The sequence below is a fragment of the Tamlana sp. 2_MG-2023 genome (assembly GCF_030548465.1).
GTDB lineage: Bacteria > Bacteroidota > Bacteroidia > Flavobacteriales > Flavobacteriaceae > Pseudotamlana.
The window spans coordinates 44,745-67,593 of record NZ_JAUOSF010000002.1 but is presented as its reverse complement, the minus strand read 5'-3'; the positions used below and the strand labels follow the sequence as shown (position 1 = coordinate 67,593).

Here is a 22,849-nt window from a genome sequence, read left to right as displayed (position 1 = left end):
ACTAAATAAATGTTAGCGATTTTAAGAAAAGAAATAAATTCATTTTTTGCCTCACCCATTGGCTACTTGGTGATTGCTATTTTTTTAACACTAAACGGACTATTCCTATGGTTATTTAAAGGAGAATTCAATATTTTAGATTATGGTTTTGCAGAGTTATCTTCATTTTTCCTATTAGCGCCATGGATTTTAATTTTCTTAATTCCAGCGGTTACCATGCGTAGTTTTTCAGATGAAAAAAAACAAGGCACTCTAGAGTTATTACTAACCAAACCTATTTCTCTATTCAACATTGTTTTAGGAAAATATTTCGGAGCCTTTATACTTATTTTAATTGCCCTATTACCAACGTTACTTTATGTTTACACCGTTTACGAATTAGGAAATCCTGTTGGAAATTTAGATATGGGAAGCACTTTGGGATCCTATTTCGGACTCCTATTTTTAGTGGCTGCATATACCGCCATTGGTGTGTTTTCATCTACATTATCAGATAATCAAATTGTAGCTTTTATAACAGCTGTTTTTATCTGTTTTTTATTTTATATTGGTTTTGAAGGAATTGCCGATTTCGCCGCTAGTGATTTTATAAATCAATTAGGTATGAGTGTACATTTCAAAAGCATGAGTCGTGGCGTATTAGATACCCGAGATATCATCTATTTTATAAGTATAACCGTTTTCTTTTTAATGTTAACCAAACTAAATTTGAATAAAGCCAACGCATGATTTTAACACCCATTTTTATCATTTCAATGCTAGTCGCATTTGTACTAGTTTGGTTGTTTGTAAACACCATCGATAAGCGTAAATGGCTTACTTTTTTGGTGAGTTTAGTTTTAGCACCCCTAGCCTATTTTTATATATTTTATCCTGTAGTTAATATTTTTAGTAGCTACCATCACGAAAAATATTTTAATGCCGAAGCCTGGGAAGAAAACCCAGAACTACGTTTTGAAATGTTAGACAACATCATTCAAGACACCCTCCTTATCGGAAAGCAAAAAAATGAAGTTAAAAATCTTTTAGGTGAAAGTGAATGGTTTGGCTGGGATGATAGCATCAAAGCGAATTCACCAAATAAATGGAATTATAATTTAGGCTTCGAACCTGGAGCATTTAATAACAGTCAAGAGTGCATTGAACTAGATTTTGAAAACGGTAAAGTTACTGCACTTAGAACCTATCAATTAGAAAAAACTTTTGAATAGTAATATAAAACACATATTAATTCTTGTTATCGCACTTATTGCGATCAACTTTTTAAGCAGCAAAGTTTTTGAACGTTTTGATTTAACGTCCGACAAACGCTATACGTTAAGTGCTTCCTCCATGAGCCTCATTGAAGATGTAAAATCTCGAATTATTATTGATGTGTTTTTAGAAGGAGAAGATTTTCCTTCGGAATTTAGACGCTTAAAGAAAGAAACACAGCAAATTCTTGAAGAGTTTTCGGCTGAAAATAACAACATCATTTTCAATTTCATTAATCCGATTGAAGATGACGCTACTCGCGAGCGTAATATTCAACAATTAACACAGCGCGGATTAACACCCATGCAATTGAGTGTTACCGAAAGTGGGAAATCATCAAAGGCTATCATTTTCCCTTGGGCTTTAGCAAGCTACAACGACCAAACAGTTATCATTCCGCTAGTAAAAAATAAAATTGGTGCGACACAACAAGAATTGGTTTCAAACTCTGTACAGCATTTGGAATACGCTTTCGCGGATGGTTTTAGCAAATTAACCCGTCCGAAAAAACAAAAAATAGCCATATTAAAAGGTAACAAACAACTTGAAGATAAATATATTGCTGATTTTGTAAAGAAAATTGGTGAATATTATTTCATTGCGCCTTTCACTTTAGATAGCGTTGCAAAAAATCCACAAAAAACACTAAAAGACCTTGAAGATTACGATTTAATTATTTCAGCAAAACCTACTGAAGCCTTTTCCGAAGATGAGAAATTGGTATTAGATCAATTCACCATGAAGGGCGGAAAAAGCTTATGGCTTATCGATGCGGTAATCATGGAAAAAGACAGTTTATATAACGACAATGGTAGTAATGTTGCCATACCACGAGATTTAAACTTAACCGATTTCTTTTTTAAATACGGTGCACGTATAAATCCAGAAATGGTAAGTACGCTTTATTCAGCACCAATTACTTTGGCAATGGGCGAAGGTAGCCAATCTCAATTTCAACATTTACAATGGCCTTATTCACCTTTAGCTGGGAGTAATAGTCAGCACCCCATTGTGAATAATATAAATTTAGTAAAGTTTGATTTTGCTAACCAAATTGACACACTTAAAAACGATATAAAAAAAACTATACTTTTACAGTCTGCTCCTTTAACTAAGCTAGAAGGTACGCCTCGAAAAGTAAGTTTAGAACTGGTTACGAAGGAACAAAACCCACAAGTTTTTAACGATGGAAACCAAAATTTAGCAGTACTATTAGAAGGCGAATTTCAATCGGTTTACAGCAAACGTATAAAACCGTTTAAGCTTTCTACAAGCAAAGATAAAAGCGCACCTACCAAGATGATTATTGTTGCCGATGGTGATATTATCAAAAATGATGTGATTAGAAATGCGCCACAAGAATTAGGTTTCGACCGATGGACTGGGCAAACCTACGGAAACAAAGAATTTTTGCTTAACGCCGTGAATTATCTTTTAGATGATAACGGACTTATAAACATTCGATCGAAAGAAATTGCTGTAACCTTCCTAAATCAGCAAAAAATAGGTGAAGAAAAAACCAAGTGGCAACTCATTAACATCCTATTACCATTGGTTTTATTAGCTATTTTTGGTTTTGCCTTTAACTACATTAGGAAGAAAAAATACGCCGCTTAAATGTTAATAAGTTTGTTTCCAAATATAAGCCGTTTAGAATATATTTGTATGAAGCATAATGACAATAAAAACTAAGCCATTTGTTTAATGCTCACAAAGTTATTAGTTGATTTACAAAACTGTAAATCTCTAAAAACACATTAACAATCCGTTTAGAAAACATAATATCCTCACATGAAATTTATAGTATCAAGTACTTATTTATTAAAACAATTACAGGTTTTAGGTGGTGTAATTAACAGTTCAAACACCTTACCTATTTTAGATAATTTTTTATTCGAATTAGACCATAACGCTCTTACTGTTTCTGCTAGTGATTTAGAAACGACTATGGCTTCTAAATTAGATGTTGAAAGTGACAGCGAAGGTAGCATTGCTATACCTGCTCGTTTATTATTAGATACTTTAAAAACATTCCCTGAGCAACCTTTAACGTTTGTTGTTGAAGACAATAACACCATTGAAATTAGCTCTAACCATGGTAAATATGCTTTAGCATACGCTGATGGAAAAGAATTTCCTAAGGCAGTTGCTTTAGAAGATCCAAGTAAAACAGTTGTTACTGGTGATGTGCTTGCGACAGCGATTAGCAAAACTATTTTTGCGGCTGGAAACGATGATTTACGCCCGGTAATGAGTGGTGTGTTTTTTCAGTTCTCTACGGAAGGGCTAACTTTTGTAGCTACCGATGCTCATAAATTAGTAAAATACACAAGAGAAGATATTAAAGCTAATCAGGTAGCAGAATTCATTATGCCTAAAAAACCTTTAAATCTATTAAAAGGTATTTTAGCAGCTAGTGAAGATGAAGTTTCTATTGAATACAACGAATCTAACGCGAAGTTTACTTTTGAAAACTCAGAATTAATTTGTCGTTTAATCGATGGTAAATACCCTAATTACGAAGCGGTAATTCCTAAAGAAAACCCTAACAAATTAGTGATTAGCAGAAATCAATTTTTAAACTCTGTGCGTCGTGTTAGTATTTTCTCTAACAAAACAACACATCAAATTCGTTTAAAAATTGCTGGTGCCGAACTTAATATTTCTGCGGAAGATATTGACTACAGTAACAAAGCAGAAGAGCGTTTAACTTGTGATTATCAAGGAGACGATATGCAAATTGGTTTTAACTCACGTTTTTTAACCGAAATGCTGAACAATTTAAATGCAGACGATGTACAACTAGAAATGAGTATGCCTAACCGCGCTGGTATTTTAACGCCAGTAGACGGTTTAGATGAAGGAGAACAAGTAACTATGCTAGTCATGCCTGTTATGCTTAACAGTTAAAACTCACATTTACAATATTCTGAAATTTTTCAGAACACTAAAAACAGCATTACTTTTTTAATGCTGTTTTTTTATGCGTAAATTTATGTGTCCCTCTTGGAGTTTAGATAGTTTAAAAATTAGTGAGATAAAACAAGACATTGTATTTTTGATATCATTAAAGAGTCTGATAGGCCACGAAAACAGAAAAACAAAAGTCATCTTGAAACCAAGCGCAGTAAAGCAAGTCTGTTTCAATAATTAAAACGTAAAAACAATTCAAATGAAAAAAACAAGTACTATTCTTTCATTTATCATGGCTGTTTTAGCTAGCATATTAGCAGTTTTACCAAGCTCAAATTTTGCTATTTACCCTGCTCTAGCAGCACTTATTTTTGGTTTTATAGCCTTTACTTTATCTAAAAAAACTGGTGAAGTCAAAAAAATAATTCAATTTTCTATATTGCTTTCATTACTAGCTTTAGGACTTAGTGCTTACAAATCATTTTTTATACATCCAGAAGTTACTAATACAGAATCTATAGAAACCACTAAGCCTGAACCTAAAGAAGCGCCTATTAAAGAAAAATAAAACCTAGCGTTCATTACTATGAAATATAAAAACATATAACACTAAAAACAATTTAAATCCTCGAAAACAGGTATAAACAATTTCTACAACTAACACCCCTAGTTATCGCCCTAAAAAGCCCAAATCAATAAAACACGTTAATTCATGAGACAAGTCGTAATCATATTAGGCTGCTTACTATTTGGAGAAGCTGTAGTACATCTTACGGGAATAAAAATGCCTTCAAGTATTATTGGCATGTTACTACTAACCCTTTCCCTGAAAATTGGCTGGATTAAACTAGAATGGGTTAACGAACTTAGTACCTTTTTAACGAAAAACATGGCCTTTTTTTTTGTGCCTCCAGGTGTCGCTATTATGCTTTATATGGATTTAATAAAATCCTCCTTTTGGCCTATAATTATAGCTTCTACCCTTGGGACTTTAATTGTTTTTGCATGCACTGGATGGACACATCAATTATTTATGAGACATAAAAACACTTTCAAAAAGAACAAAAATTCTTAATCGATGTGTATGGATGCTATTTTAAATTCTGAAATTTTTATTCTCACGCTTACCTTTCTGGCATATTTTACGGCTCAAAACATTCAACAAAAAGCCAAATCCATTTTACTCAATCCCGTTTTAATTGCCATCATTTTAATTATTGTAGTTTTAATAGTTTTTAAAATTGATTTTACTGCGTATCACGAAGGTAGTCGTATGATTGAATTTTTACTTAAACCAGCGATAGTAGCCTTGGGCGTTCCTTTATATCAGCAGTTAGGAAAAATTAAGAAGCAGGCTATTCCTATTATAGTTTCGCAACTGGTTGGATGTGTCGCTGGGATTGTTTCAGTGGTATTAATAGCAAAAGCACTGGGAGCTCCAAAAGAAGTCATATTCTCTTTAGCTCCAAAATCAGTAACCACTCCAATTGCTATGGAAGTTTCTAAAACTTTAGGAGGTATTCCTCCATTAACAGCATCGGTCGTCATTTTATTTGGAATACTAGGTTCTATTTTCGGTTACGAAATCATGAAGTTAACACGTATTAAAAGCTCGATTTCTCAGGGTATTTCCATGGGAACCGCAGCACACGTTTTAGGGGCTTCAAAATCGATGCAAATAAGTGGGAATTTTGGAGCATTATCAAGCATCGGACTTATTGTAAATGGTATTCTAACCGCCATCTTAGCTCCTTATATTATTGATTTTCTAGGACTTTGGATGACCTTTTAGTTAAAAAATCAGCCCTAAAATTTGAGTACAAATAATTAAAAGCACCATTGCTATAGGATATACCGTTGCGTAAGCCACAGAAGGCGCATCGGTTTTAGTCATGGTATCCACAGCGGCTAACCCTGGCGTACTGGTCATAGACCCTGTTAGAGTCCCTAAAAGGGTTAAAACGTTTATTTTGAAAAACATACGTGCCACGACAGCTGCCAAAACCATCGGTACAAAAGTTATCAAACCACCAATTAAAAATAATTTAATACCGTATTGCAAATAAGTTTCAACTAAGGTTGCACCTGCTTTTGTTCCCACAACAGCTAAAAAGAGCATCAAACCAAATTGACGTAGTAATTGATTTGAATTACCACTCATTACCCAAAGCATATTACCTGTTTTACCAACTCTACCTAAAATCATTGCAACAATAAGTACACCACCTGTTAACCCTAAATTAAAGGTAAAGGCATCTCCAAAAGATAAAGAAACACCTCCAACTAAAATACCTATAACAATACCTAAAGCTAAAGGGAAAAAGTCTGTATCTGATAATTTACTCTTATTGTCACCTATCAATTTAGATATTTGTTTAGCACTACTTTTCTGACTAGAAATCATGAGTTTATCACCAATTTGGAGCTTTAACGAAAGACGTGGTGATAAATCAATACCACTTCTTCTCACTCTAGTAATAGTCGCATTAAAATTATCCTTAAGGTTTAACTCTCCTAAGGTTTTATTTACCAATGCTGTTTTAGTTACTAAGTAGGACTGAACAATATACTCTTCCCCAAATGAAATTTCAACATCAGATTTTGGTCCGATTAGTAATTCTACACGCTTTAACGCGTCTTCTGTACCTACAACTCGTATATAATCCCCTTTATGTAATACCGTATTTTTCTTAGGCACAAAAGCTTCATTTTTATGTTTTACTCTGGATACAACACCTTTGGTCATCGAACCTATTTGTAAATCTTCAATCGTTCTACCAAATACACTTTCGTGTTCAACCAAAAAATTACATCGGGTAATGGCTTCAAAATGCCCGTGTGCTTTTTCTTCGTAGGCCTCTTCTTCTTTAACCAGGTTAATTCTGAAAATTTTCGGGTATAATTTCACAAATAAAATAACCCCTATAACCCCAAAAGGATAAGCAATCCCGTAACCAATAGAAGCTAAAGGCGATTGGGTTACATCAATAGCTGTTGCTAAACCCGGTGTACTTGTTAAAGCACCTGCCATCAAACCTATGGCAATAGACTTATCAATACCCATAAACTGAATGGCTAAAAAAGTAATAACAGCTGCAGAAACAACCACCAATGCCGCAATGGTCACTAGATTTTTACCATTTTCTTTGAAGGAATCAAAAAAACCTGGTCCCGCCTGCAACCCTATGGTATATATAAATAAAATTAATCCGATTTTCTGTAAGATATCCGGTAGCTCAACACCAAAGTGCCCAAATAGCAACGCCACAAAAATAATGGCAGATACATCTAGCGATATGCCTTTAATTTTAATGTTTCCAATAATAAAACCGATACAGATGATTAAGAATAAGGCTAGATAAGTTGCGTTTAAAAACTCCATTAATTATAATTTTAATTCTAGATACAAATGTAATTTATAAAAAACATACGGATACTGACATTTATCATTATATCTTTTTTATCAAAATGATAATAATTTAAATAAAGTCATTGAAAATAGCATATTGAATTGTTAAAGTAAGCTGAAATCAAATTTCAATAAATTCAATTTTGTAATATAGCGCTATAATCTTAAACCTTATAGCATTTGAAAAATTTACTATCACTTGTATGTCTTTCTCTTTTATTCGTTTCGTGTAATGGTACATCTCAGAATAAAGCGGAAGTTACAACAGCTTCAGCCGAAACTTATGCAGAAAAAATAACTGCAGAAAACCTTAAAAAGAACCTTTATATTTATGCTTCTGATGAATTTGAAGGGCGTGGTACAGGTGAACCCGGACAAAAGAAGGCCGTGGAATTTTTAAAAGATTTTTACGTTACTAACGACATTCCTTCTCCTATTGCTGAAGGTAATTATTTTCAAAAAGTACCAGCTTCATTTCTTCCATCTGGAACGAAAGATTCTGAAAATGTATTGGCTTACATCAAAGGCTCTGAAAAACCAGATGAAATTTTAGTGATTTCAGCACACTTAGATCATATTGGTGTTTCTTCAAACGGCGATATTAACAATGGTGCTGATGATGACGGCTCTGGAACTGTTGCTATTTTAGAAATAGCCAAAGCCTTTAAAACTGCTGAATTAGACGGTAAAGGTCCAAAACGTTCTATATTATTTTTACACGTTACTGCTGAAGAAATTGGTTTACAAGGTTCTAAATATTATACGGATGTTGAGCCTATCTTTCCTTTAGAAAATACGGTAACCGATTTAAATATTGATATGATTGGTCGTGTTGATGATAAACATGAAGGTGGTGATAACTACTTATATCTTATTGGATCAGACAAGCTGAGTCAAGAGTTACATGATGTTTCTGAAGCTGTGAATAAAAAGTATGTAAACTTAGATTTAGATTACACTTATAACGATGACAATGACCCTAATCGTTTTTACTACCGTTCAGACCACTATAATTTCGCAAAAAACAACATTCCTGTGATTTTCTATTTTAACGGAACACATGATGATTACCACAAGCCAAGCGACACGCCAGATAAAATTAATTATGAATTTTTAGAAACCCGTACACGCTTAGTATTCTATACGGCTTGGGAACTTGCTAATCGAGAAAACCCTGTGAAATTGGATTAATACCCATTCAATTATAAAACTTAAAAAGCTGTTTAGAAAGTATTACTTTTTAAACAGCTTTTTTATGGAATAAAACTAACCATTAAGAGCGTCTCGATACACTTTTAAACAGCGTTCACGTGCTTCCTTGTGATCTATCATTGGTTTGGGGTAAGTTAACTCTTGATATTCGGGAACCCATTTTTTTATGTATTCTAGGTTTTTATCAAATTTTTGAATTTGAGTGGTCGGGTTAAATATTCTGAAATATGGGGCGGCATCACACCCGGTTCCTGCGGCCCATTGCCAGTTTCCATTATTGGAAGCTAACTCAAAATCTAATAACTTTTCTGCAAAGTAGGCTTCACCCCACCGCCAATCAATTAATAAATGTTTACAGAGAAATCCTGCTGTAATCATACGTACCCTGTTGTGCATGTATCCGGTTTCATTCAATTCGCGCATACCAGCATCAACTAATGGGTAACCTGTTTGCCCATTACACCATTTTGCAAAATCTGCCTCATGATTTCTCCAAACAACAGCATCATATTTTTGTTTAAAATTTTGGGTAACAACTTTAGGAAAATGAAATAATATTTGCATAAAAAATTCCCGCCAAATAAGTTCGCTTAAAAAAACGGCATTGGTATTTAAAGCATGAGTTACAATAGCTCTAATACTCACTAAACCAAACCGCAAGTAAGGCGATAAATTAGAAGTTTTATCTAAGGCTGGATAATCTCTAACGGAATCATAATCATTTAAATCATCAAGATTATATGCTTTTACTTTAATAGAACTTTCAGAAAAACCAATACTTTCAAGCGTTGGAAAATTTATATCTATTTGTAAAAAATTAAACTCAGGAGTTTTACAATCATATGTTTTAGTATGCTTTTCAGCATCAAATTGTTTTAACCATAGATTCTTATAAGGTGTATAAACGGTATAAGGTGTTCGGTCTGCTTTTAAAACTTCATCCCCTTCAAAAATCACCTGATCTTTATAAGCATGCATTTCTATGTCGTGGGACTTAAGCAAAGACTTTACACCCTGATCTCTTTTTAAAGCATAAGGTTCATAGTCTTTATTGAAAAAGACTTCCGCAATATTATAATCTGACATCAGTTTTTCCCAAACCTCCAAAGGCTTCCCTTTTAGAACTTGAAGCGAGCTACCCAGAGCTTTAAGCTGATCATCTATATTCTTTAAACTGTTGTATATAAATGTAATTCGAGCATCTCGTTTAGGTAAAGCACTTATGATTTCTTCATCAAAAATAAAAATTGGTAATACTTTATACCCTGAATTTAAAGCATGATGAAGCCCTACGTTATCTTCCAAACGTAAATCACGGCGAAACCAAAAAACAGCTATTTTATTCTCCATTGAATCGTGCTTCTAAGATGCTAAATCTATAATTGAAAATAGTTTTTAATTCATTTTTCACATACACACGATGCGCTAAACGCCCTAAAAAACCAAATGGTAATTTATAAGACACCTTATCTCGCATGAGCGTTTTCCCGTTAAAAAGTCTTTCAAAAAAATGTTCATGATGCCACATTTTGTAAGAACCAAAGCGTTGTTCATCTATAAAAAATTCATGCCTTTTCACTTCGGTTATTTCAGTAACCCAACTTTGTAGAACCCCAGGCAGAACACCTATATTATAGGTTATTATTTGTCCGGGATAAGCTGTTTTATCTACTTCTGAAGTGATTTCAAAACCCATTTTTGGAGGCGTAATTTTTGCCAAATTTTTCGGATCACTAAAAAATGACCAAGCTTCTTCTAACGAAATATTTAAAGTTTGTTCCGTATAAAGCGTGTATATTCCTGAATGTTTTTTGAATAGCATCATATTAACTTCACTTAAGTTTTATAACTGACATGTTTATTATTTCAATAAAATTTTATCAATAACTAAATTGAAAGATTCGTCTTTTTTGTTCCCAATAAAAAAAGCTATTTCCTTTATGGAATCTGCCGAAAAATTATCTAATTTCAATGTATTACCGCGATAAGATGGATAAAAATCTTTTAGAAGAAGTTCTACCTTCTGTTTGCCTTTTTTAGCTTCAAAAGGCTGTATATACCAATAAAACTGAGTACGTGTAGATTTTACTCTAAACTGATACGTTTTACCATCACCAATTAGGTGTAACTCTATTTTTGTATGATGCGCTGTGATGTTTATTTTTACAGGCAAACGTGTCATTGTAAACCCGCCATTATTTTCCTGCGATACATTTCCGGAAAATACACCATGACCATTTTCATTAACTAAAATGCTAGAATTAGAAACACCACCCATAACAGTATCACTGATTTGATACCATTTGTTTGGGTTTACATGTATGTTAAAATTAAAAATTTCGATATCCTTATTTTTAATCATTATTCTGTTTTTCAAGTAGCCACTAATTCATCAATCATTCCTTTAAACACAAAAGCATGAAAAGGTAGTACGGCGTACCAATACATTCTTCCTAAAAGCCCTTTTGGTCTAAAAACGGCCCGCTGATGTAAGGTTCCTTCAATAATTTCAAACTCTAACCAAGCTTCTCCAGGTAGTTTCATTTCAGCAAAAAGCAATAATCTTTTCTGTTCTTTATCTGCCAATAAAACCCGCCAAAAATCTAAAGCATCCCCAGCTCTTAAGTCTGAATCATCCCTCCTACCTCTACGCAAACCAACACCTCCAAATATTTGATCTATAAATCCTCTAAGCTTCCATAAGCCGTTAAGTTTATACCATCCATTTTTACCACCAATGGACCATATTTTAAGCATGGTCTGTGCTTCATTTTTAATCTTTCTAGAACGTACATCTTTAAAACAGCCAAATTGCGGTATTCGAACATGCTCACTCAACTGATCATGAAAAACGCCACTACTAATGGCATCTTTCCAACTAGACACCACTGTATTTTGCTCTATAATTTGAAACGCCAATGCAACAGAAGTTTTATAATCTATAGGATTTACACCTATAATGGTATTGACATTACTGGGTTTAGCAATCACTTCAACTTTCATACTATCAACTAAAGCTTGTGCCAATTTAAACGAGGTTGAAGTCACGAAATACAACCAATACGAAGACAGTTTTGGAGTCAAAACCGGTAAAGTCATGATGTAACGTTTGAAACCTCTAACTTCGGCAAATTGAAGTAACATGGTCTTGTAAGTTAGAATTTCAGGACCACAAATATCAAATGATTTATTATATGTTTTTTCATGACCTAATGCCTTTTCTAAAAAACTTAGAACATCACGAATGGCAATGGGTTGCGTTTTTGTATTTAACCATTTAGGTGTAACCATTACTGGTAATTTTTCAACCAGGTCTCTTATAATTTCAAAAGATGCACTCCCACTTCCTACAATAATCCCTGCTCTAAAGGTTGTTAAATTATAATTATCGGAATGCAAAGTTTCTTCAACCTGAAGCCGTGATTTTAGATGTTTAGATAAAGCATCAGCATTTACAATACCACTTAAATAAAGCACTTGCTTACATGATGTGCGTTCAATAAGACTTTTAAAGTTCTCAGCGCAGGTTTTCTCTAAATCTTCAAAATCAGACCCGCTTGAAGACATGGAATGAATGAGATAATATGCGGCATCTAAGTCTTCAGGAAATTTGACTTCTGAAGGCTTTAAAAAATCAATTTCTAAAAATTCAACTGAAGGATGTTTATTAAATTCTGAAGGTGTTCTATTTAAATCTCGCACACAACAAACTAAAGTATGGCTATTTTCGAGCAAAATCGGTATTAAACGTTTTGCAATATAACCAGTAGTTCCTGTAACGAGAATTTTCATGTGGGTGATTTAATTATTGAATAATATATAGGCATTCAAACTGGTTGCAATGCTCATCCAAATTAAATAAGGTAGAACTAATAGTGTATACCAATGCAGTTTTTTAATGAATTTGAAGGTAAAATATCCAATTAGTAACCAGAGTAAAGTAATTACTATCAATCCAATGAAAACCTCCTGTTTATTGAAGAATATATAATTCCAACTCACATTTAAAATCCATTGCAAACTATATATTGATACTAGATATTTATTTAATAGCTGAAATTGAAAGCTCAACGTCGTCATATAAAACGAAAAGAGAAACATAATCGTAAACCATGCAGCACCAAAAACCCAATTAGGAGGCGTCCATGGTGCTTGATTAAGCGAAGTGTACCACTCGGATTGCGGACCATTATCCATCAAAATAACGCCAACACCTAAGGCTAAAAAATTAGCCGTTACAAAGATTATAAATCGAATGTATTTATTATTAAGCATGGTATTTTCTTTTAAAAAAATTAAAAATTAATTGCACAGAAAACAACATATTAAAAGCGTAAAAAACATCTTCAAAAGGAATCGTAAACAAACGAAAACCTAGATTTTCAGAATCATCATACCAAACAACAGGTGATTCAATAAAACTACCAGTAAGCACCCCGTTCACTAAAAAAAATGGCACTAAAATTATTGCAAACACTGGCACATAGGATCTTAAGGTTTCTAGGTGATATTTTAGTCCGTATAAAGTTAAAATGATAAAAAACATGAAGTTAACAGTAGTGTACCATTTTCCGAAATTGAAAATCAGCAAAGTCCCTGTTAGAATTAATAACTGCAAACCAACTAGTATCGTTGCCGCTTTTGATAATTTGAAGTTAGGAAAATAAAACCGAATCACTTCGTAAGTAAACAAACAAGCATAAGGAATACAAAAGAAAAACAACCATTCTTCAAAGGGCATGTTAAAAACCAAATATGACAAATGGTAATCTGGATTAAAACCCCAAATCCCCATTTTTGTAAATAAGGCATCCCAAATTAAAAAAGGAACAGCTACAATCAGTATACTAAAACATGCTGCTTTAAAATACTGAATGAAATGAAATTTTTTCTCAAAAATACTATAAAGCAGCGGGATGCTTAAGCTTCCTAAGTTTAGAATTAAATACAAGTATATATTCACTGTGATTTCTTAAAATATTTAAAAGGCACGAACAACATACCAAAACATTCACCATCGGGTTTATCTAAATGTTTATGGTGTATTCTATGTGCTTTTCGCAAACCTTTTAGGTACTGATTTTTTGTGTTTTTAAACCAATTAAACCGTTTATGAATCAATACATCATGAATTAAAAAATAAGCGACTCCGTAACAGAAAATCCCTAATCCGATAAAGAAAAGGACGTTTAATTCTGGTCTAATTCCGAAGTAAAACAATAGAATACTAGGAATTGCAAAAACAACAAAAAAGGCATCATTTTTCTCGAAAGCATGCGGATAACCTGGTTGATGATGGTCTTCATGCAAAAACCAACCAAAACCATGCATGACATATTTATGCGTACACCAAGTCACACCTTCCATAACAACGAAGGTTAAAAGTGTAATCGCTAAAAAAACAAATCCGTTCATATTGACGTATTTTTTGAGATGTAAGGATCAAGATAATCGGTATTATCTTGAAGTTTCATCATTTTAATTAAATAGGCTTTATCATTTTCAATGTCGGAACTATAATTTAAAATTACCGGTACATTTTCTTGAATGACTAATCGAACATATCTTAAATGTACATTTTCAGAATGTTCAGAAATGAGCTTTTCTAATTGATTTTTATACGTACTAAAAACTTTCATTTTATTCCAAGGCATCAGCTCATATTTTGCTTGCTTCATTTTAAATGAAATCACATATGCTTGAATATCAATATTACTGCTACTTTCATACTTAGCAATAAATTGCTGCTCTTTTTCTTTAGTTAAAGCCGCATGATATTCCTCAATAAAATCTGGCGCATTCATATTTGGTACAAGCATCATAAATATATGGAAAAGAAATAATGTCATTAAATGATATTTAATTTATACTTCACGTAGCTTCTTGCTAACAAATTTATTTTCATCGTATTAGAAACCCTAATTCGAGTTTCCATAATCTCAGAAAAAGATACGTTTTTTAATTTTTTAAGTAACCTTAAATAATAACGATAAGCCATATAAACTCCAAATTTAGCTTCAACAGGAAGTTTTAAAACCCCGTTTTGGAAAGCAAAATCGAAATCTTCCTCAATTTCTTTAATAATTGACTCTTTAGAGCTATCGTCTAAAGATGAAAAATTTATGTTTGGAAAATATGAGCGATTTAAAACTTCATAGTCATCTTTTAAATCACGTAAAAAATTCACTTTTTGAAAGGCAGACCCCAAGCGCATGGCTGCAAATTTAAGCGCATCGTATTTTTCTTGGTCACCATTTACAAAAACCTTTAAACACATAAGCCCTACAACGTCTGCAGAACCATAAATATAAGCTTTGTACTCATCATCAGAAACATATCTGGTTTTATACAAATCTGCTTTCATACTCTTTAAAAAAGCCCTTACCAAGTCATCTGGAATATCATATTTATTAACCGTATGAATAAATGAATTTATAATCGGGTTAAGACTGATGCCTCTAGATTTTGACTCATAATATTCGTTCTCAAACTCTAAAAATAATTGCTCTTTGTTGTAATCGTGAAAGGAGTCTACTATTTCATCGGCAAAGCGAACGAAACCATAAATATTATAGATGTCTGCCCGTATTTTAGGCGCCAACATTCTAGTTGCTAAAGTAAACGATGTACTGTATTTCTGGGTGACTAACTTACTGCACGAGTAAGAAACATCATCAAATAATTGTTTCATTCCTGTAAGTTTTTAAAATTGAATCTGAGGCTATTTTACCCGAAATTAATGATGGAGGAACCCCGGGACCAGGAACCGTTAGTTGACCTGTAAAAAATAAGCCTGTCACTTTTTTACTTTTAATTTTTGGTCTTAAAAAAGCTGTTTGTGTTAGAATATTTGCCAATCCGTAGGCATTACCTTTATATGAATTGTAGTCTTTTATAAAATCGTTTACACAGAAACTTTCTTTAAACAGAATATGCGCTTCAACCTTCTGATTGGTAAGTTTCTCTAACCTATCTATAATGAGTTTGAAATAATGCTCACGAATTTTAGGCGTATCTTTAATACCAGGAGCCAACGGAATTAAAAAAGTTGCAGCTTCCTGATTTTCTGGAGCAAAACTAGCGTCGGTAATAGAGGGAAAACTGGCATAAAATAATGGCTTTTCTGGCCAGCTTGGATCATCATAAATTGTTTTAGCGTGCTCATCAAAATCGGTGTCAAAAAAAAGTGTATGATGACTTACATGATCCAGCTTTTTATCAAAGCCCACATAAAACAATAGCGAGGATGGCGCAAAGACTTTATTATCCCAGTATTTTTCTGTGTATTGCCTAAATGATTCGGGTAACAAGGTTTCTGTATGATGGTAATCGGCACCACTTAAAACCATTTTCGTTTCGATTAACTCATCATTTACCACAAGTCCATTTACCTGGCCTTCAGTATTTACTTTAATTTCCTGAACATTGGCTTCTGTTCGAAATTCAACACCCAGCGATGTTGCTAAATCAACCATGGCCTCTATAACTTTATACATACCGCCTTTAGGATGCCAAGTTCCTAATCCGAAATCTGCATAATTCATAAAATTGTAAAAAGCAGGGGTGTTACTTGGCTTAGCACCAAGAAATAACACAGGGAATTCTAAGATTTGAATGAGTTTTTTACTCTTAATATGCTTTCTAACTTGCTTTCTTATGGTTGAAAAAAACTGAGTAATTTTACCTATCGTTACTGGAGTCACCAATTCTAAAGGCGAAGCACCCGGTTTATAAACCAAATCATTTATAGACACATCATAATTATAAGCGGCAGATTTAAGAAAAGCCTTCAGATGTTTTGAACTGCCTTTTTCTTCTTCTTCAAAAACCTTATAAATATCCTCGAGATTTCCTGGAATCGTAATAGAATCGGCTTTATCAAAATAGACTTGATAGGCAGGTGTCAATTTTTCTAACTCATAAAAATCTGAAGGCTTTTTACCAAAATCTGCAAAGAATTTCTCAAAAACATCCGGCATCCAATACCAAGTTGGGCCAATATCGAAAGTAAATCCGTTTTTTAACAACTGTCTTGCTCGACCTCCTATCGTTTTGTTTTTTTCCAAAACAATCACTTGATACCTAGCTTGTGCAAGATAACATGAGGCTGATAAGGCTGAAAAACCCGAACCAATGATGTAGATGCTTTTTTTCAATGTTTTCTTCTTTAATTAAATGTTCTACTTAAATAAACGTTCTCTTAATTATTACGGTAAAAGCACCATATTTACTGCATGAATAACACCATTTGTTCCTTGCACATCACTAGTAGCATCACCAACAATAATATCAACTGTTTGACCACTTGATGTCATGATTTGCGCACCACTAGATAAATCTATAGTAATCATACCTCCACTTAACATCGTAATATCTCCGTTAGACAATTGATCAGATTGAACATTAGCACCATTAACGACATGATATTTTAAAACAGCGTCTAAAGTTGCTATTGGAATATCTCCTAATCCATTCCATGCCGCATTAGAATCTAATAAAGCCTGAAAAGCATCATTTGTTGGTGCAAAAACCGTAAACGGACCGTTTCCTGAAAGTACAGATACAAAATCTGTGGTATGTCTGCTATCTGTTAAAGCAGCTACAAGAGTTGAAAAACCTGCATTATTTAAGGCCAGTGTTACAATATTTGGAGGAAGCATCACTTTATCAATGGTATGAATCACACCATTAGAAGCTTCAATATCAGTAGTGATAGGTTTAGAATCTCCATTAAACTCTACTGCTCCAGTAGTTTCTACTTGTAACGATAAAGCCTCGTCATTCGGTCCCATAGCCATGGTTTTCACATAGGTGTCCGATAAATCGGAAGCCATAACTTCAGCATTCAAAACATGAAATAGTAACACCGATTTTAAAGTTGACACTGGAATATCGTCTAATCCATCCCAATCTGGGTTAGAATCTAATAAATCTTGAAATGCAGCATTATTAGGCGCAAATACAGTAAAAGGTCCATCTCCATTTAATGCATCCACTAAATCTGCGCGCTCCAAAGCTGCAACTAAAATGCTTAAATCTGGTGTTGCAACAGCTAGATCTACTATGGTGTTCGACATGGGCTCTTCATTACCATCATCATCACTACTACATGATGTTAAAAAGCTAAAACTTAATAATAAGCACATTGCAATTGTGGAAATCTGTTTTTTAATTAGCATGGTATTTTATTTTTTAATTAAAACCTACTCTATTTTTTATAGTCTATTTTGGGTAACCTAGACTTTTGTTTAATTAAATATAAAAAAGATTAAACAATTTTAGATTGGACAAAAAAATATGTCTTGACCAACAAAACATATTCAAAGGTATATATTTTGTCTAAACAAAACAACAAAAAGTTAAACAAAATTATTTTAAAAAATAAATTATAGTGTTTTTAACAGCTCAAGAAGTGATGGATATATAGCGATATTGCCTTCAAATTGTAGATCATTTACAAGGCTAGTTTTTTTACCAAAGGCTATTAAATTATGCTTAGTATCTTTTAATGCCGACTCTAATGTTCTAAAATAATCTACCACCTTATCATCATATGGCTGAACAGTTAAAGAAGTCACGAAACTAATGGCGTCTTCACACTCAAAAAAGTAATCTAAATTATTTAATGGTAAACTTTGTCCGAGATAAATGGTACGATGCCCTCTTAAAGTTAATTCATAATTTAAGAACATTAATCCCAGTTCATGGATTTCATTATCGGGTAAAAACAACACATAAATCGAATTAGAATTTAATACCGTAGATTCTAAAATATCAATATTAATCTGAATTTTTTGAGAGATTAAATTAGATATAAAATGCTCGTGTGCAGGGATTAGTGTTTCAGTTTGCCATAATAAACCAATATGATCTAGAAAAGGCACAAACACATCTTTGAAGATTTCACGGAAGGTTTTCTTATGAAGTAATTTATTATAAGTACTGTTAAACAACACTTTATCAAACTCAAACATAGATAACTTAAAAGCGTTTATAGCTTCATCACTGGTAGCTGTCTTAATAGCAAGCTCCCTAGACTTCACCTTTATGGTTTCATCAGACATCTCAGCTATTTTAGAGATCTTATAATTGTTCTTATTAAGTAAAGCGACATTTAATAATTTCTGTAAGCTTTCTGAAGAATAATGCCTAATGTTGGTGTCTGTTCTTTGGGGTGATAATAGGTTATACCTTTTCTCCCAAATACGAATGGTATGTGCTTTTATTCCTGAGAGATTCTCAAGATCTTTAATCGTAAAATCTTTTTTAATATTGTTCAACTAAATATCATTTTTAATAAACAAAGTTAAGATTTAAAATAGATTTATAACATTTTTTGAACCAGATCTTTATAAATATCTCAAAAACGGATATTTTTTAAAGTAAAATCCAAGCACAAAAAAAGCCTTTCAAAAAATTGAAAGGCTTTTACTTTTGGGTGGAAGACCGGATTCGAACCGGCGACCCTTGGTACCACAAACCAATGCTCTAACCAACTGAGCTACAACCACCGTGTAACTGCATTTTGTAATGCGTGTGCAAATGTAAACGTTTTAAGCGTTATCAGCAAAGACTTTTTTAAAAATTTTACACAAAATTTAAAAAAAATTTTATCCAAAAAGCTAACTACTTTAAATCGAACAAACTATCAATTGCAGGGTAACGCTCGACTGTAAAACCTTCGGCATGCTCTACGCCTACTAACCTACCAAGGTCTCTAGCTCTATAAATGACGCTATCAGTAAAGTTCGCGCTAGAAATTGGTGTTTCAGGCCCTTTAATACTCGGATTAAAGAATTGGGTTTTATACGCTAACACGGCTTCCATCTTTTTATCAATAAACCCAGAAACATCAACTACAACGTCTGGTTCAATATTTTTCCATTGTATATAGTGGTATACAAATTTTGGACGCCATTGCTCTTGTAAAAACCCATCGTAGGTGGTTTCTATTTTAGTTAATCCGCTTAAAAAACAAGCATCACTAACTAATTTACTTGCTTTACCATGATCAATGTGGCGATCATCAATGGCATTACACAACACCATATCTGGCTTGTATTTTCTAATCATTTTAATGATTTCCAATTGATGATCTTTATCGTTTACAAAAAAAGCATCAGCAAATCCTAAATTTTCTCTTACTGCAACACCTAATATATCTGCAGCGTCTGTGGCTTCAACTTTTCTAGTTTCAGCTGTGCCTCTAGTACCTAGCTCACCTCTTGTTAAATCAACAATACCAACTTTTTTACCATGAGCAACTTCTTTGGCAATGGTTGCCCCACAGCCTAATTCAACATCATCTGGATGCGCGCCAATGGCTAGAATATCTAATTTCATGTATTTGTATTTATAATCACAAATTAATAATCTTTAATTTCAATGATCTTGCTAAAAAAACAGTCTTAAAATTAAAGCATTCCTTTCAAATAAATCAAAGCAAAAAGCTACTCAAACGTCCACGCTAAAATTCTAGAAACCTTATTCCCTTGTCCCATTGGAATGATTTTAACATCTGTAGCACCTAACTTTTTCAACGAAACACGCATACCCTTTACCAAATCTTTTTTAGAAACTAAGGTTGTAAACCATTTGCATTGTTCTTTAAACAGTGAACTTTCATAAAGATAATTATGAAGAAAAGCTTTCTCACCGCCTTTGTACCACAATTCATTTTGTGTACCAGAGAAATTTCTAACGGGCTTACCTCCTGCTTTGTTCAACCCTTTTAGTTTTCTTTCTGTAGCTTCCAAGGCTTCCTCTTCCGACTTAAAAAATGGCGGATTACATATAGAAACTGAAAATTGATCGTTTTCATTAATCACCCCTTTAAAAATTAAAGAAGCAGCTTCTTGTTTCCTCAATTCAATAACCGCTCCTAAATCATTTTTATCAACGATTATTTGAGCGTATTCTAACGATTTTTTATCAATATCGGTACCTACAAAATGCCAACCATATTCGGCTTGCCCCAAAATAGGATAAATACAACTCGCACCTGTACCTATATCTATAACCTTAATGGGTTCTTTTGTATCAGATTTGGCTAGTAAACTCGCGATATGATGGATATAATCTACACGACCAGGAATAGGCGGACATAAATTTGTGTCTGCGAACTCCCAATATTTAATGTTGTAATGCTGAAATAACAATGCCGTATTTAAGGCTTTTACCGCTTTCGGATTTGCAAAATCTATAGTTTGTGTTCCGTATTTATTTTCGAAAACATAAGCCTCCAACTCCGGAAACACATCTCTTAAAGCGTCTAAATCATAACCTGATTTATGCTTATTCTTATTATGAAAATTTGAATTTGTTTTGATAATGCTTCAATTTGAATGATAGAATTAACTCGTATAATTCTTGTAAGTTACAAAGGTCAAAATAATTTCGGTTCTAAAACGGCTTATTTCCGGTTTTGTGCATTTTATTTATCTGATAAAATATAAATATTAGTGTTTCGCTTTCGCGGAAGTGTGTCCGTTAATTTTCCAAAAGAGCGTTTAAATAAGCTATTTAATCTTAGTATATTTGAAAAAAAATTAAGATGTTAAAAGCAGTTATTTTTGATATGGACGGGGTTATTATTGATAGTGAGCCCATGCATAACCAAGCCTATCACGATATGTTTGATGAAGTTGGTATTGATGTTTCTCCTGAACTTTATCAGTCTTTTACAGGACAATCTACCATAAACATTTGCAAAAAACTTTGCGATCATTTTAAATTAGAAGAAGCCCCTGAAACTTTAGTACAGCTGAAGCGCAAACATTTTAAACATTTTTTTGAGCACAACTCAACTTTGGGACTTATTGATGGTGTGTTAGATTTAATAAAAGATTACCACAGCAATGGTTTAACGCTTGTTTTAGGCTCATCGGCAGCCATGACAAGTATCAATCAAATTTTTGATCGCTTTGAATTACACCAGTATTTCTCTGCTAAATTTAGTGGTGGTGATTTAAAAGAGTCGAAACCACATCCTGAAATTTTTATTAAATCTGCAGATGCTACAGGCTTTAAAAACGAAGAATGTTTTGTTATTGAAGATTCTACCAATGGGATAAAAGCTGCCAAAGGCGCCAATCTTTTTTGTGTGGGCTACGATAGTTTTCATTCAAAAAACCAAGATTATACTCTAGCCGATTTGGTGGTTTCAGATTTTAAAGATATTACATATAAAAAAATGGTCGAGCACTTTTAAGCTTGACCATTTTCTTTTTCAGCATTGGCTTTTTGAATAATCGCTTTTAGGCGCGCTTTTCTGTTTGCTTCTTCTTCCTTTTTCTTATTCTGCTTTTTCTCCATTAATCTGGAGTGTTTTGCTTTATTTTTTGTGTTTTTTTCACGTCCTGTTTTTGCCATAATTCTTTTAGAAAGGATTCTAAACCATTTACCAACCGAAATTACTGGTATTAAACGGTATTACTCTTTAGTTTTTAATAAGCTGTTTTGTTCCTCTATGAGTGTTGTTATCTTGGTTAAAAGCTCAATATCTTTAGGCGTAACAACTGTTTTATCTTTAGAGTCGTGTGCTTTTCTTCTTAGTCTATTCATAACCTTTACAACAAGAAATACAGTAAACCCTACGATTAAAAAATCAATTACAACTTCACAAAAGGCACCATAACCAATGGCTATTTCAGCTTTTGTCACAGCTCCCGAAGCATCTAAAACAGCATCTTCAAGGATGATTTTTTTATCTTCAAAATTTACGCCTTCAGTTAATACTGATAGTGGCGGCAAAAATACTTGTTTTACTAAAACATCTATCACTTTATTAAAAGAAGTACCGATAATAATACCGATAGCCATGTCAATCATGTTCCCTTTTACAGCAAACTCTTTAAATTCTTTAATTAACTTCATACGTTCTTTTTTTACTAATTAATAACATTTTTATTTTAAAGGTAAAGATATTAGTGGCTAAATACAAACAGGACGAGAAATTCGAGACATTAAAATATTAGCTTTAATGATTATATTTAACAATATTAGCTTAAAAACTAATAATTGTTTTTATTAGTTAATTAACTAATAATTTTTTCTTTCAAA

Annotated in this window: 26 protein-coding genes and 1 tRNA gene; 9 read left to right on the top strand and 18 right to left on the bottom strand. The window is 33.0% G+C overall.

The features are described from left to right. The first annotated feature begins 9 nt into the window (after positions 1-9). The 7 genes from gldF (at position 10) to Q4566_RS03335 (ending at position 5,959) form a co-directional block, all read left to right on the top strand. Positions 10-729: a gliding motility-associated ABC transporter permease subunit GldF gene (gene gldF / locus Q4566_RS03365; RefSeq protein ID WP_303418243.1), complete on the top strand. Its 720-nt coding sequence runs from the start codon at positions 10-12 to the stop codon at positions 727-729. Next, positions 726-1,211: a hypothetical protein gene (locus Q4566_RS03360; RefSeq protein ID WP_303418242.1), complete on the top strand. Its 486-nt coding sequence runs from the start codon at positions 726-728 to the stop codon at positions 1,209-1,211. The genes gldF and Q4566_RS03360 overlap by 4 nt, the downstream gene beginning before the upstream one ends. Beyond that, positions 1,204-2,871 carry a gliding motility-associated ABC transporter substrate-binding protein GldG gene (gene gldG, locus Q4566_RS03355; RefSeq protein WP_303418241.1) on the top strand — a complete coding sequence of 556 codons (1,668 nt, stop codon included), beginning with the start codon at positions 1,204-1,206 and terminating at the stop codon, positions 2,869-2,871. The genes Q4566_RS03360 and gldG overlap by 8 nt, the downstream gene beginning before the upstream one ends. A 174-nt stretch (positions 2,872-3,045) precedes the next feature. Then, the gene (dnaN, locus tag Q4566_RS03350) at positions 3,046-4,164 is read left to right on the top strand and encodes a DNA polymerase III subunit beta (RefSeq protein WP_216068554.1); all 1,119 of its coding nucleotides are present in this window, start codon (positions 3,046-3,048) and stop codon (positions 4,162-4,164) included. 262 nt (positions 4,165-4,426) lie between these two features. Continuing rightward, entirely contained in the window at positions 4,427-4,735 is a 309-nt protein-coding gene (locus tag Q4566_RS03345) for an FUSC family protein (protein WP_303418239.1), read from the top strand. Between the two features lie 144 nt (positions 4,736-4,879). Next, the gene (locus tag Q4566_RS03340; RefSeq protein WP_303418238.1) at positions 4,880-5,242 is read left to right on the top strand and encodes a CidA/LrgA family protein; all 363 of its coding nucleotides are present in this window, start codon (positions 4,880-4,882) and stop codon (positions 5,240-5,242) included. Positions 5,243-5,251: 9 nt separating this feature from the next. Then, positions 5,252-5,959, top strand: a complete 708-nt coding sequence (locus tag Q4566_RS03335) for an LrgB family protein (protein WP_303418237.1) — start codon at positions 5,252-5,254, stop codon at positions 5,957-5,959. Here Q4566_RS03335 and Q4566_RS03330 read toward each other — a convergent pair whose 3' ends face one another. After that, complete coding sequence (locus tag Q4566_RS03330; protein WP_303418236.1) at positions 5,960-7,549, bottom strand: aspartate:alanine exchanger family transporter; 1,590 nt, start codon at positions 7,547-7,549, stop codon at positions 5,960-5,962. A gap of 207 nt (positions 7,550-7,756) precedes the next feature. Here Q4566_RS03330 and Q4566_RS03325 point away from each other — a divergent pair, with 207 nt between their 5' ends. Further along, positions 7,757-8,767, top strand: coding sequence for a M28 family metallopeptidase (locus Q4566_RS03325; RefSeq protein WP_303418234.1), 1,011 nt, complete (start codon positions 7,757-7,759; stop codon positions 8,765-8,767). A gap of 75 nt (positions 8,768-8,842) precedes the next feature. On the opposite strand, the gene Q4566_RS03320 is transcribed toward Q4566_RS03325, so the two are convergent. From Q4566_RS03320 to rlmF, 15 genes are all read right to left on the bottom strand, one after another. Further along, positions 8,843-10,138 (bottom strand): deoxyribodipyrimidine photo-lyase, encoded by a 1,296-nt coding sequence (locus Q4566_RS03320; protein WP_303418233.1) that lies wholly within the window; start codon positions 10,136-10,138, stop codon positions 8,843-8,845. Then, positions 10,128-10,613, bottom strand: coding sequence for an SRPBCC family protein (locus tag Q4566_RS03315; RefSeq protein WP_303418232.1), 486 nt, complete (start codon positions 10,611-10,613; stop codon positions 10,128-10,130). Before Q4566_RS03315 ends, Q4566_RS03320 begins: the two co-directional genes overlap by 11 nt. Positions 10,614-10,649: 36 nt before the next feature. Then, complete coding sequence (locus Q4566_RS03310; RefSeq protein WP_303418231.1) at positions 10,650-11,150, bottom strand: CIA30 family protein; 501 nt, start codon at positions 11,148-11,150, stop codon at positions 10,650-10,652. Between the two features lie 11 nt (positions 11,151-11,161). Then, the gene (locus tag Q4566_RS03305; protein ID WP_303418230.1) at positions 11,162-12,580 is read right to left on the bottom strand and encodes an SDR family oxidoreductase; all 1,419 of its coding nucleotides are present in this window, start codon (positions 12,578-12,580) and stop codon (positions 11,162-11,164) included. Positions 12,581-12,589: 9 nt separating this feature from the next. Then, positions 12,590-13,063 carry a TspO/MBR family protein gene (locus tag Q4566_RS03300; RefSeq protein WP_303418228.1) on the bottom strand — a complete coding sequence of 158 codons (474 nt, stop codon included), beginning with the start codon at positions 13,061-13,063 and terminating at the stop codon, positions 12,590-12,592. Beyond that, the gene (locus Q4566_RS03295; protein ID WP_303418226.1) at positions 13,056-13,751 is read right to left on the bottom strand and encodes a lycopene cyclase domain-containing protein; all 696 of its coding nucleotides are present in this window, start codon (positions 13,749-13,751) and stop codon (positions 13,056-13,058) included. Before Q4566_RS03295 ends, Q4566_RS03300 begins: the two co-directional genes overlap by 8 nt. Then, the gene (locus Q4566_RS03290; protein WP_303418224.1) at positions 13,748-14,203 is read right to left on the bottom strand and encodes a sterol desaturase family protein; all 456 of its coding nucleotides are present in this window, start codon (positions 14,201-14,203) and stop codon (positions 13,748-13,750) included. The genes Q4566_RS03295 and Q4566_RS03290 overlap by 4 nt, the downstream gene beginning before the upstream one ends. Continuing rightward, entirely contained in the window at positions 14,200-14,637 is a 438-nt protein-coding gene (locus tag Q4566_RS03285) for a hypothetical protein (RefSeq protein WP_303418222.1), read from the bottom strand. Before Q4566_RS03285 ends, Q4566_RS03290 begins: the two co-directional genes overlap by 4 nt. After that, positions 14,637-15,479, bottom strand: a complete 843-nt coding sequence (locus Q4566_RS03280; protein WP_216068541.1) for a phytoene/squalene synthase family protein — start codon at positions 15,477-15,479, stop codon at positions 14,637-14,639. Before Q4566_RS03280 ends, Q4566_RS03285 begins: the two co-directional genes overlap by 1 nt. Further along, entirely contained in the window at positions 15,463-16,944 is a 1,482-nt protein-coding gene (locus Q4566_RS03275) for an NAD(P)/FAD-dependent oxidoreductase (RefSeq protein ID WP_303418219.1), read from the bottom strand. The genes Q4566_RS03280 and Q4566_RS03275 overlap by 17 nt, the downstream gene beginning before the upstream one ends. 51 nt (positions 16,945-16,995) lie before the next feature. Next, positions 16,996-17,967, bottom strand: a complete 972-nt coding sequence (locus Q4566_RS03270; protein WP_303418217.1) for a fasciclin domain-containing protein — start codon at positions 17,965-17,967, stop codon at positions 16,996-16,998. 207 nt (positions 17,968-18,174) lie between these two features. After that, on the bottom strand, positions 18,175-19,068 hold the full coding sequence (locus tag Q4566_RS03265; protein ID WP_303418215.1) for a MerR family transcriptional regulator: 894 nt from the start codon (positions 19,066-19,068) through the stop codon (positions 18,175-18,177). A 156-nt stretch (positions 19,069-19,224) separates the two neighbouring features. Further along, positions 19,225-19,300, bottom strand: a tRNA-His gene (locus tag Q4566_RS03260). 114 nt (positions 19,301-19,414) lie between these two features. Continuing rightward, positions 19,415-20,131 (bottom strand): bacillithiol biosynthesis deacetylase BshB1, encoded by a 717-nt coding sequence (bshB1, locus tag Q4566_RS03255; protein ID WP_303418214.1) that lies wholly within the window; start codon positions 20,129-20,131, stop codon positions 19,415-19,417. A gap of 107 nt (positions 20,132-20,238) precedes the next feature. Further along, positions 20,239-21,117, bottom strand: coding sequence for a 23S rRNA (adenine(1618)-N(6))-methyltransferase RlmF (gene rlmF / locus Q4566_RS03250; protein ID WP_303419250.1), 879 nt, complete (start codon positions 21,115-21,117; stop codon positions 20,239-20,241). A 224-nt stretch (positions 21,118-21,341) separates the two neighbouring features. Between rlmF and Q4566_RS03245 the strand changes: the two genes are divergently transcribed. Further along, complete coding sequence (locus tag Q4566_RS03245) at positions 21,342-21,998, top strand: HAD family phosphatase (protein WP_303418212.1); 657 nt, start codon at positions 21,342-21,344, stop codon at positions 21,996-21,998. Here Q4566_RS03245 and Q4566_RS03240 read toward each other — a convergent pair. Together Q4566_RS03240 and mscL are read right to left on the bottom strand one after the other, a co-directional pair. Then, entirely contained in the window at positions 21,995-22,159 is a 165-nt protein-coding gene (locus Q4566_RS03240) for a hypothetical protein (RefSeq protein ID WP_216068535.1), read from the bottom strand. The genes Q4566_RS03245 and Q4566_RS03240 overlap by 4 nt on opposite strands. A gap of 60 nt (positions 22,160-22,219) precedes the next feature. Further along, positions 22,220-22,663, bottom strand: coding sequence for a large conductance mechanosensitive channel protein MscL (gene mscL / locus Q4566_RS03235; RefSeq protein WP_303418209.1), 444 nt, complete (start codon positions 22,661-22,663; stop codon positions 22,220-22,222). Between the last annotated feature and the right edge of the window lie 186 nt (positions 22,664-22,849).

Bases quoted from the DNA above. Each gene is read 5' to 3' on its own strand.
- Q4566_RS03270 (WP_303418217.1), bottom strand. From the start codon at position 17,967: ATGCTAATTAAAAAACAGATTTCCACAATTGCAATGTGCTTATTATTA.
- dnaN (WP_216068554.1), top strand. From the start codon at position 3,046: ATGAAATTTATAGTATCAAGTACTTATTTATTAAAACAATTACAGGTT.
- Q4566_RS03240 (WP_216068535.1), bottom strand. From the start codon at position 22,159: ATGGCAAAAACAGGACGTGAAAAAAACACAAAAAATAAAGCAAAACAC.
- Q4566_RS03315 (WP_303418232.1), bottom strand. From the start codon at position 10,613: ATGATGCTATTCAAAAAACATTCAGGAATATACACGCTTTATACGGAA.
- Q4566_RS03285 (WP_303418222.1), bottom strand. From the start codon at position 14,637: ATGACATTATTTCTTTTCCATATATTTATGATGCTTGTACCAAATATG.
- Q4566_RS03360 (WP_303418242.1), top strand. From the start codon at position 726: ATGATTTTAACACCCATTTTTATCATTTCAATGCTAGTCGCATTTGTA.
- bshB1 (WP_303418214.1), bottom strand. From the start codon at position 20,131: ATGAAATTAGATATTCTAGCCATTGGCGCGCATCCAGATGATGTTGAA.
- Q4566_RS03305 (WP_303418230.1), bottom strand. From the start codon at position 12,580: ATGAAAATTCTCGTTACAGGAACTACTGGTTATATTGCAAAACGTTTA.
- Q4566_RS03335 (WP_303418237.1), top strand. From the start codon at position 5,252: ATGGATGCTATTTTAAATTCTGAAATTTTTATTCTCACGCTTACCTTT.
- Q4566_RS03300 (WP_303418228.1), bottom strand. From the start codon at position 13,063: ATGCTTAATAATAAATACATTCGATTTATAATCTTTGTAACGGCTAAT.
- Q4566_RS03320 (WP_303418233.1), bottom strand. From the start codon at position 10,138: ATGGAGAATAAAATAGCTGTTTTTTGGTTTCGCCGTGATTTACGTTTG.
- Q4566_RS03345 (WP_303418239.1), top strand. From the start codon at position 4,427: ATGAAAAAAACAAGTACTATTCTTTCATTTATCATGGCTGTTTTAGCT.
- Q4566_RS03330 (WP_303418236.1), bottom strand. From the start codon at position 7,549: ATGGAGTTTTTAAACGCAACTTATCTAGCCTTATTCTTAATCATCTGT.
- mscL (WP_303418209.1), bottom strand. From the start codon at position 22,663: ATGAAGTTAATTAAAGAATTTAAAGAGTTTGCTGTAAAAGGGAACATG.
- Q4566_RS03340 (WP_303418238.1), top strand. From the start codon at position 4,880: ATGAGACAAGTCGTAATCATATTAGGCTGCTTACTATTTGGAGAAGCT.
- Q4566_RS03290 (WP_303418224.1), bottom strand. From the start codon at position 14,203: ATGAACGGATTTGTTTTTTTAGCGATTACACTTTTAACCTTCGTTGTT.
- gldF (WP_303418243.1), top strand. From the start codon at position 10: ATGTTAGCGATTTTAAGAAAAGAAATAAATTCATTTTTTGCCTCACCC.
- Q4566_RS03280 (WP_216068541.1), bottom strand. From the start codon at position 15,479: ATGAAACAATTATTTGATGATGTTTCTTACTCGTGCAGTAAGTTAGTC.
- Q4566_RS03245 (WP_303418212.1), top strand. From the start codon at position 21,342: ATGTTAAAAGCAGTTATTTTTGATATGGACGGGGTTATTATTGATAGT.
- Q4566_RS03310 (WP_303418231.1), bottom strand. From the start codon at position 11,150: ATGATTAAAAATAAGGATATCGAAATTTTTAATTTTAACATACATGTA.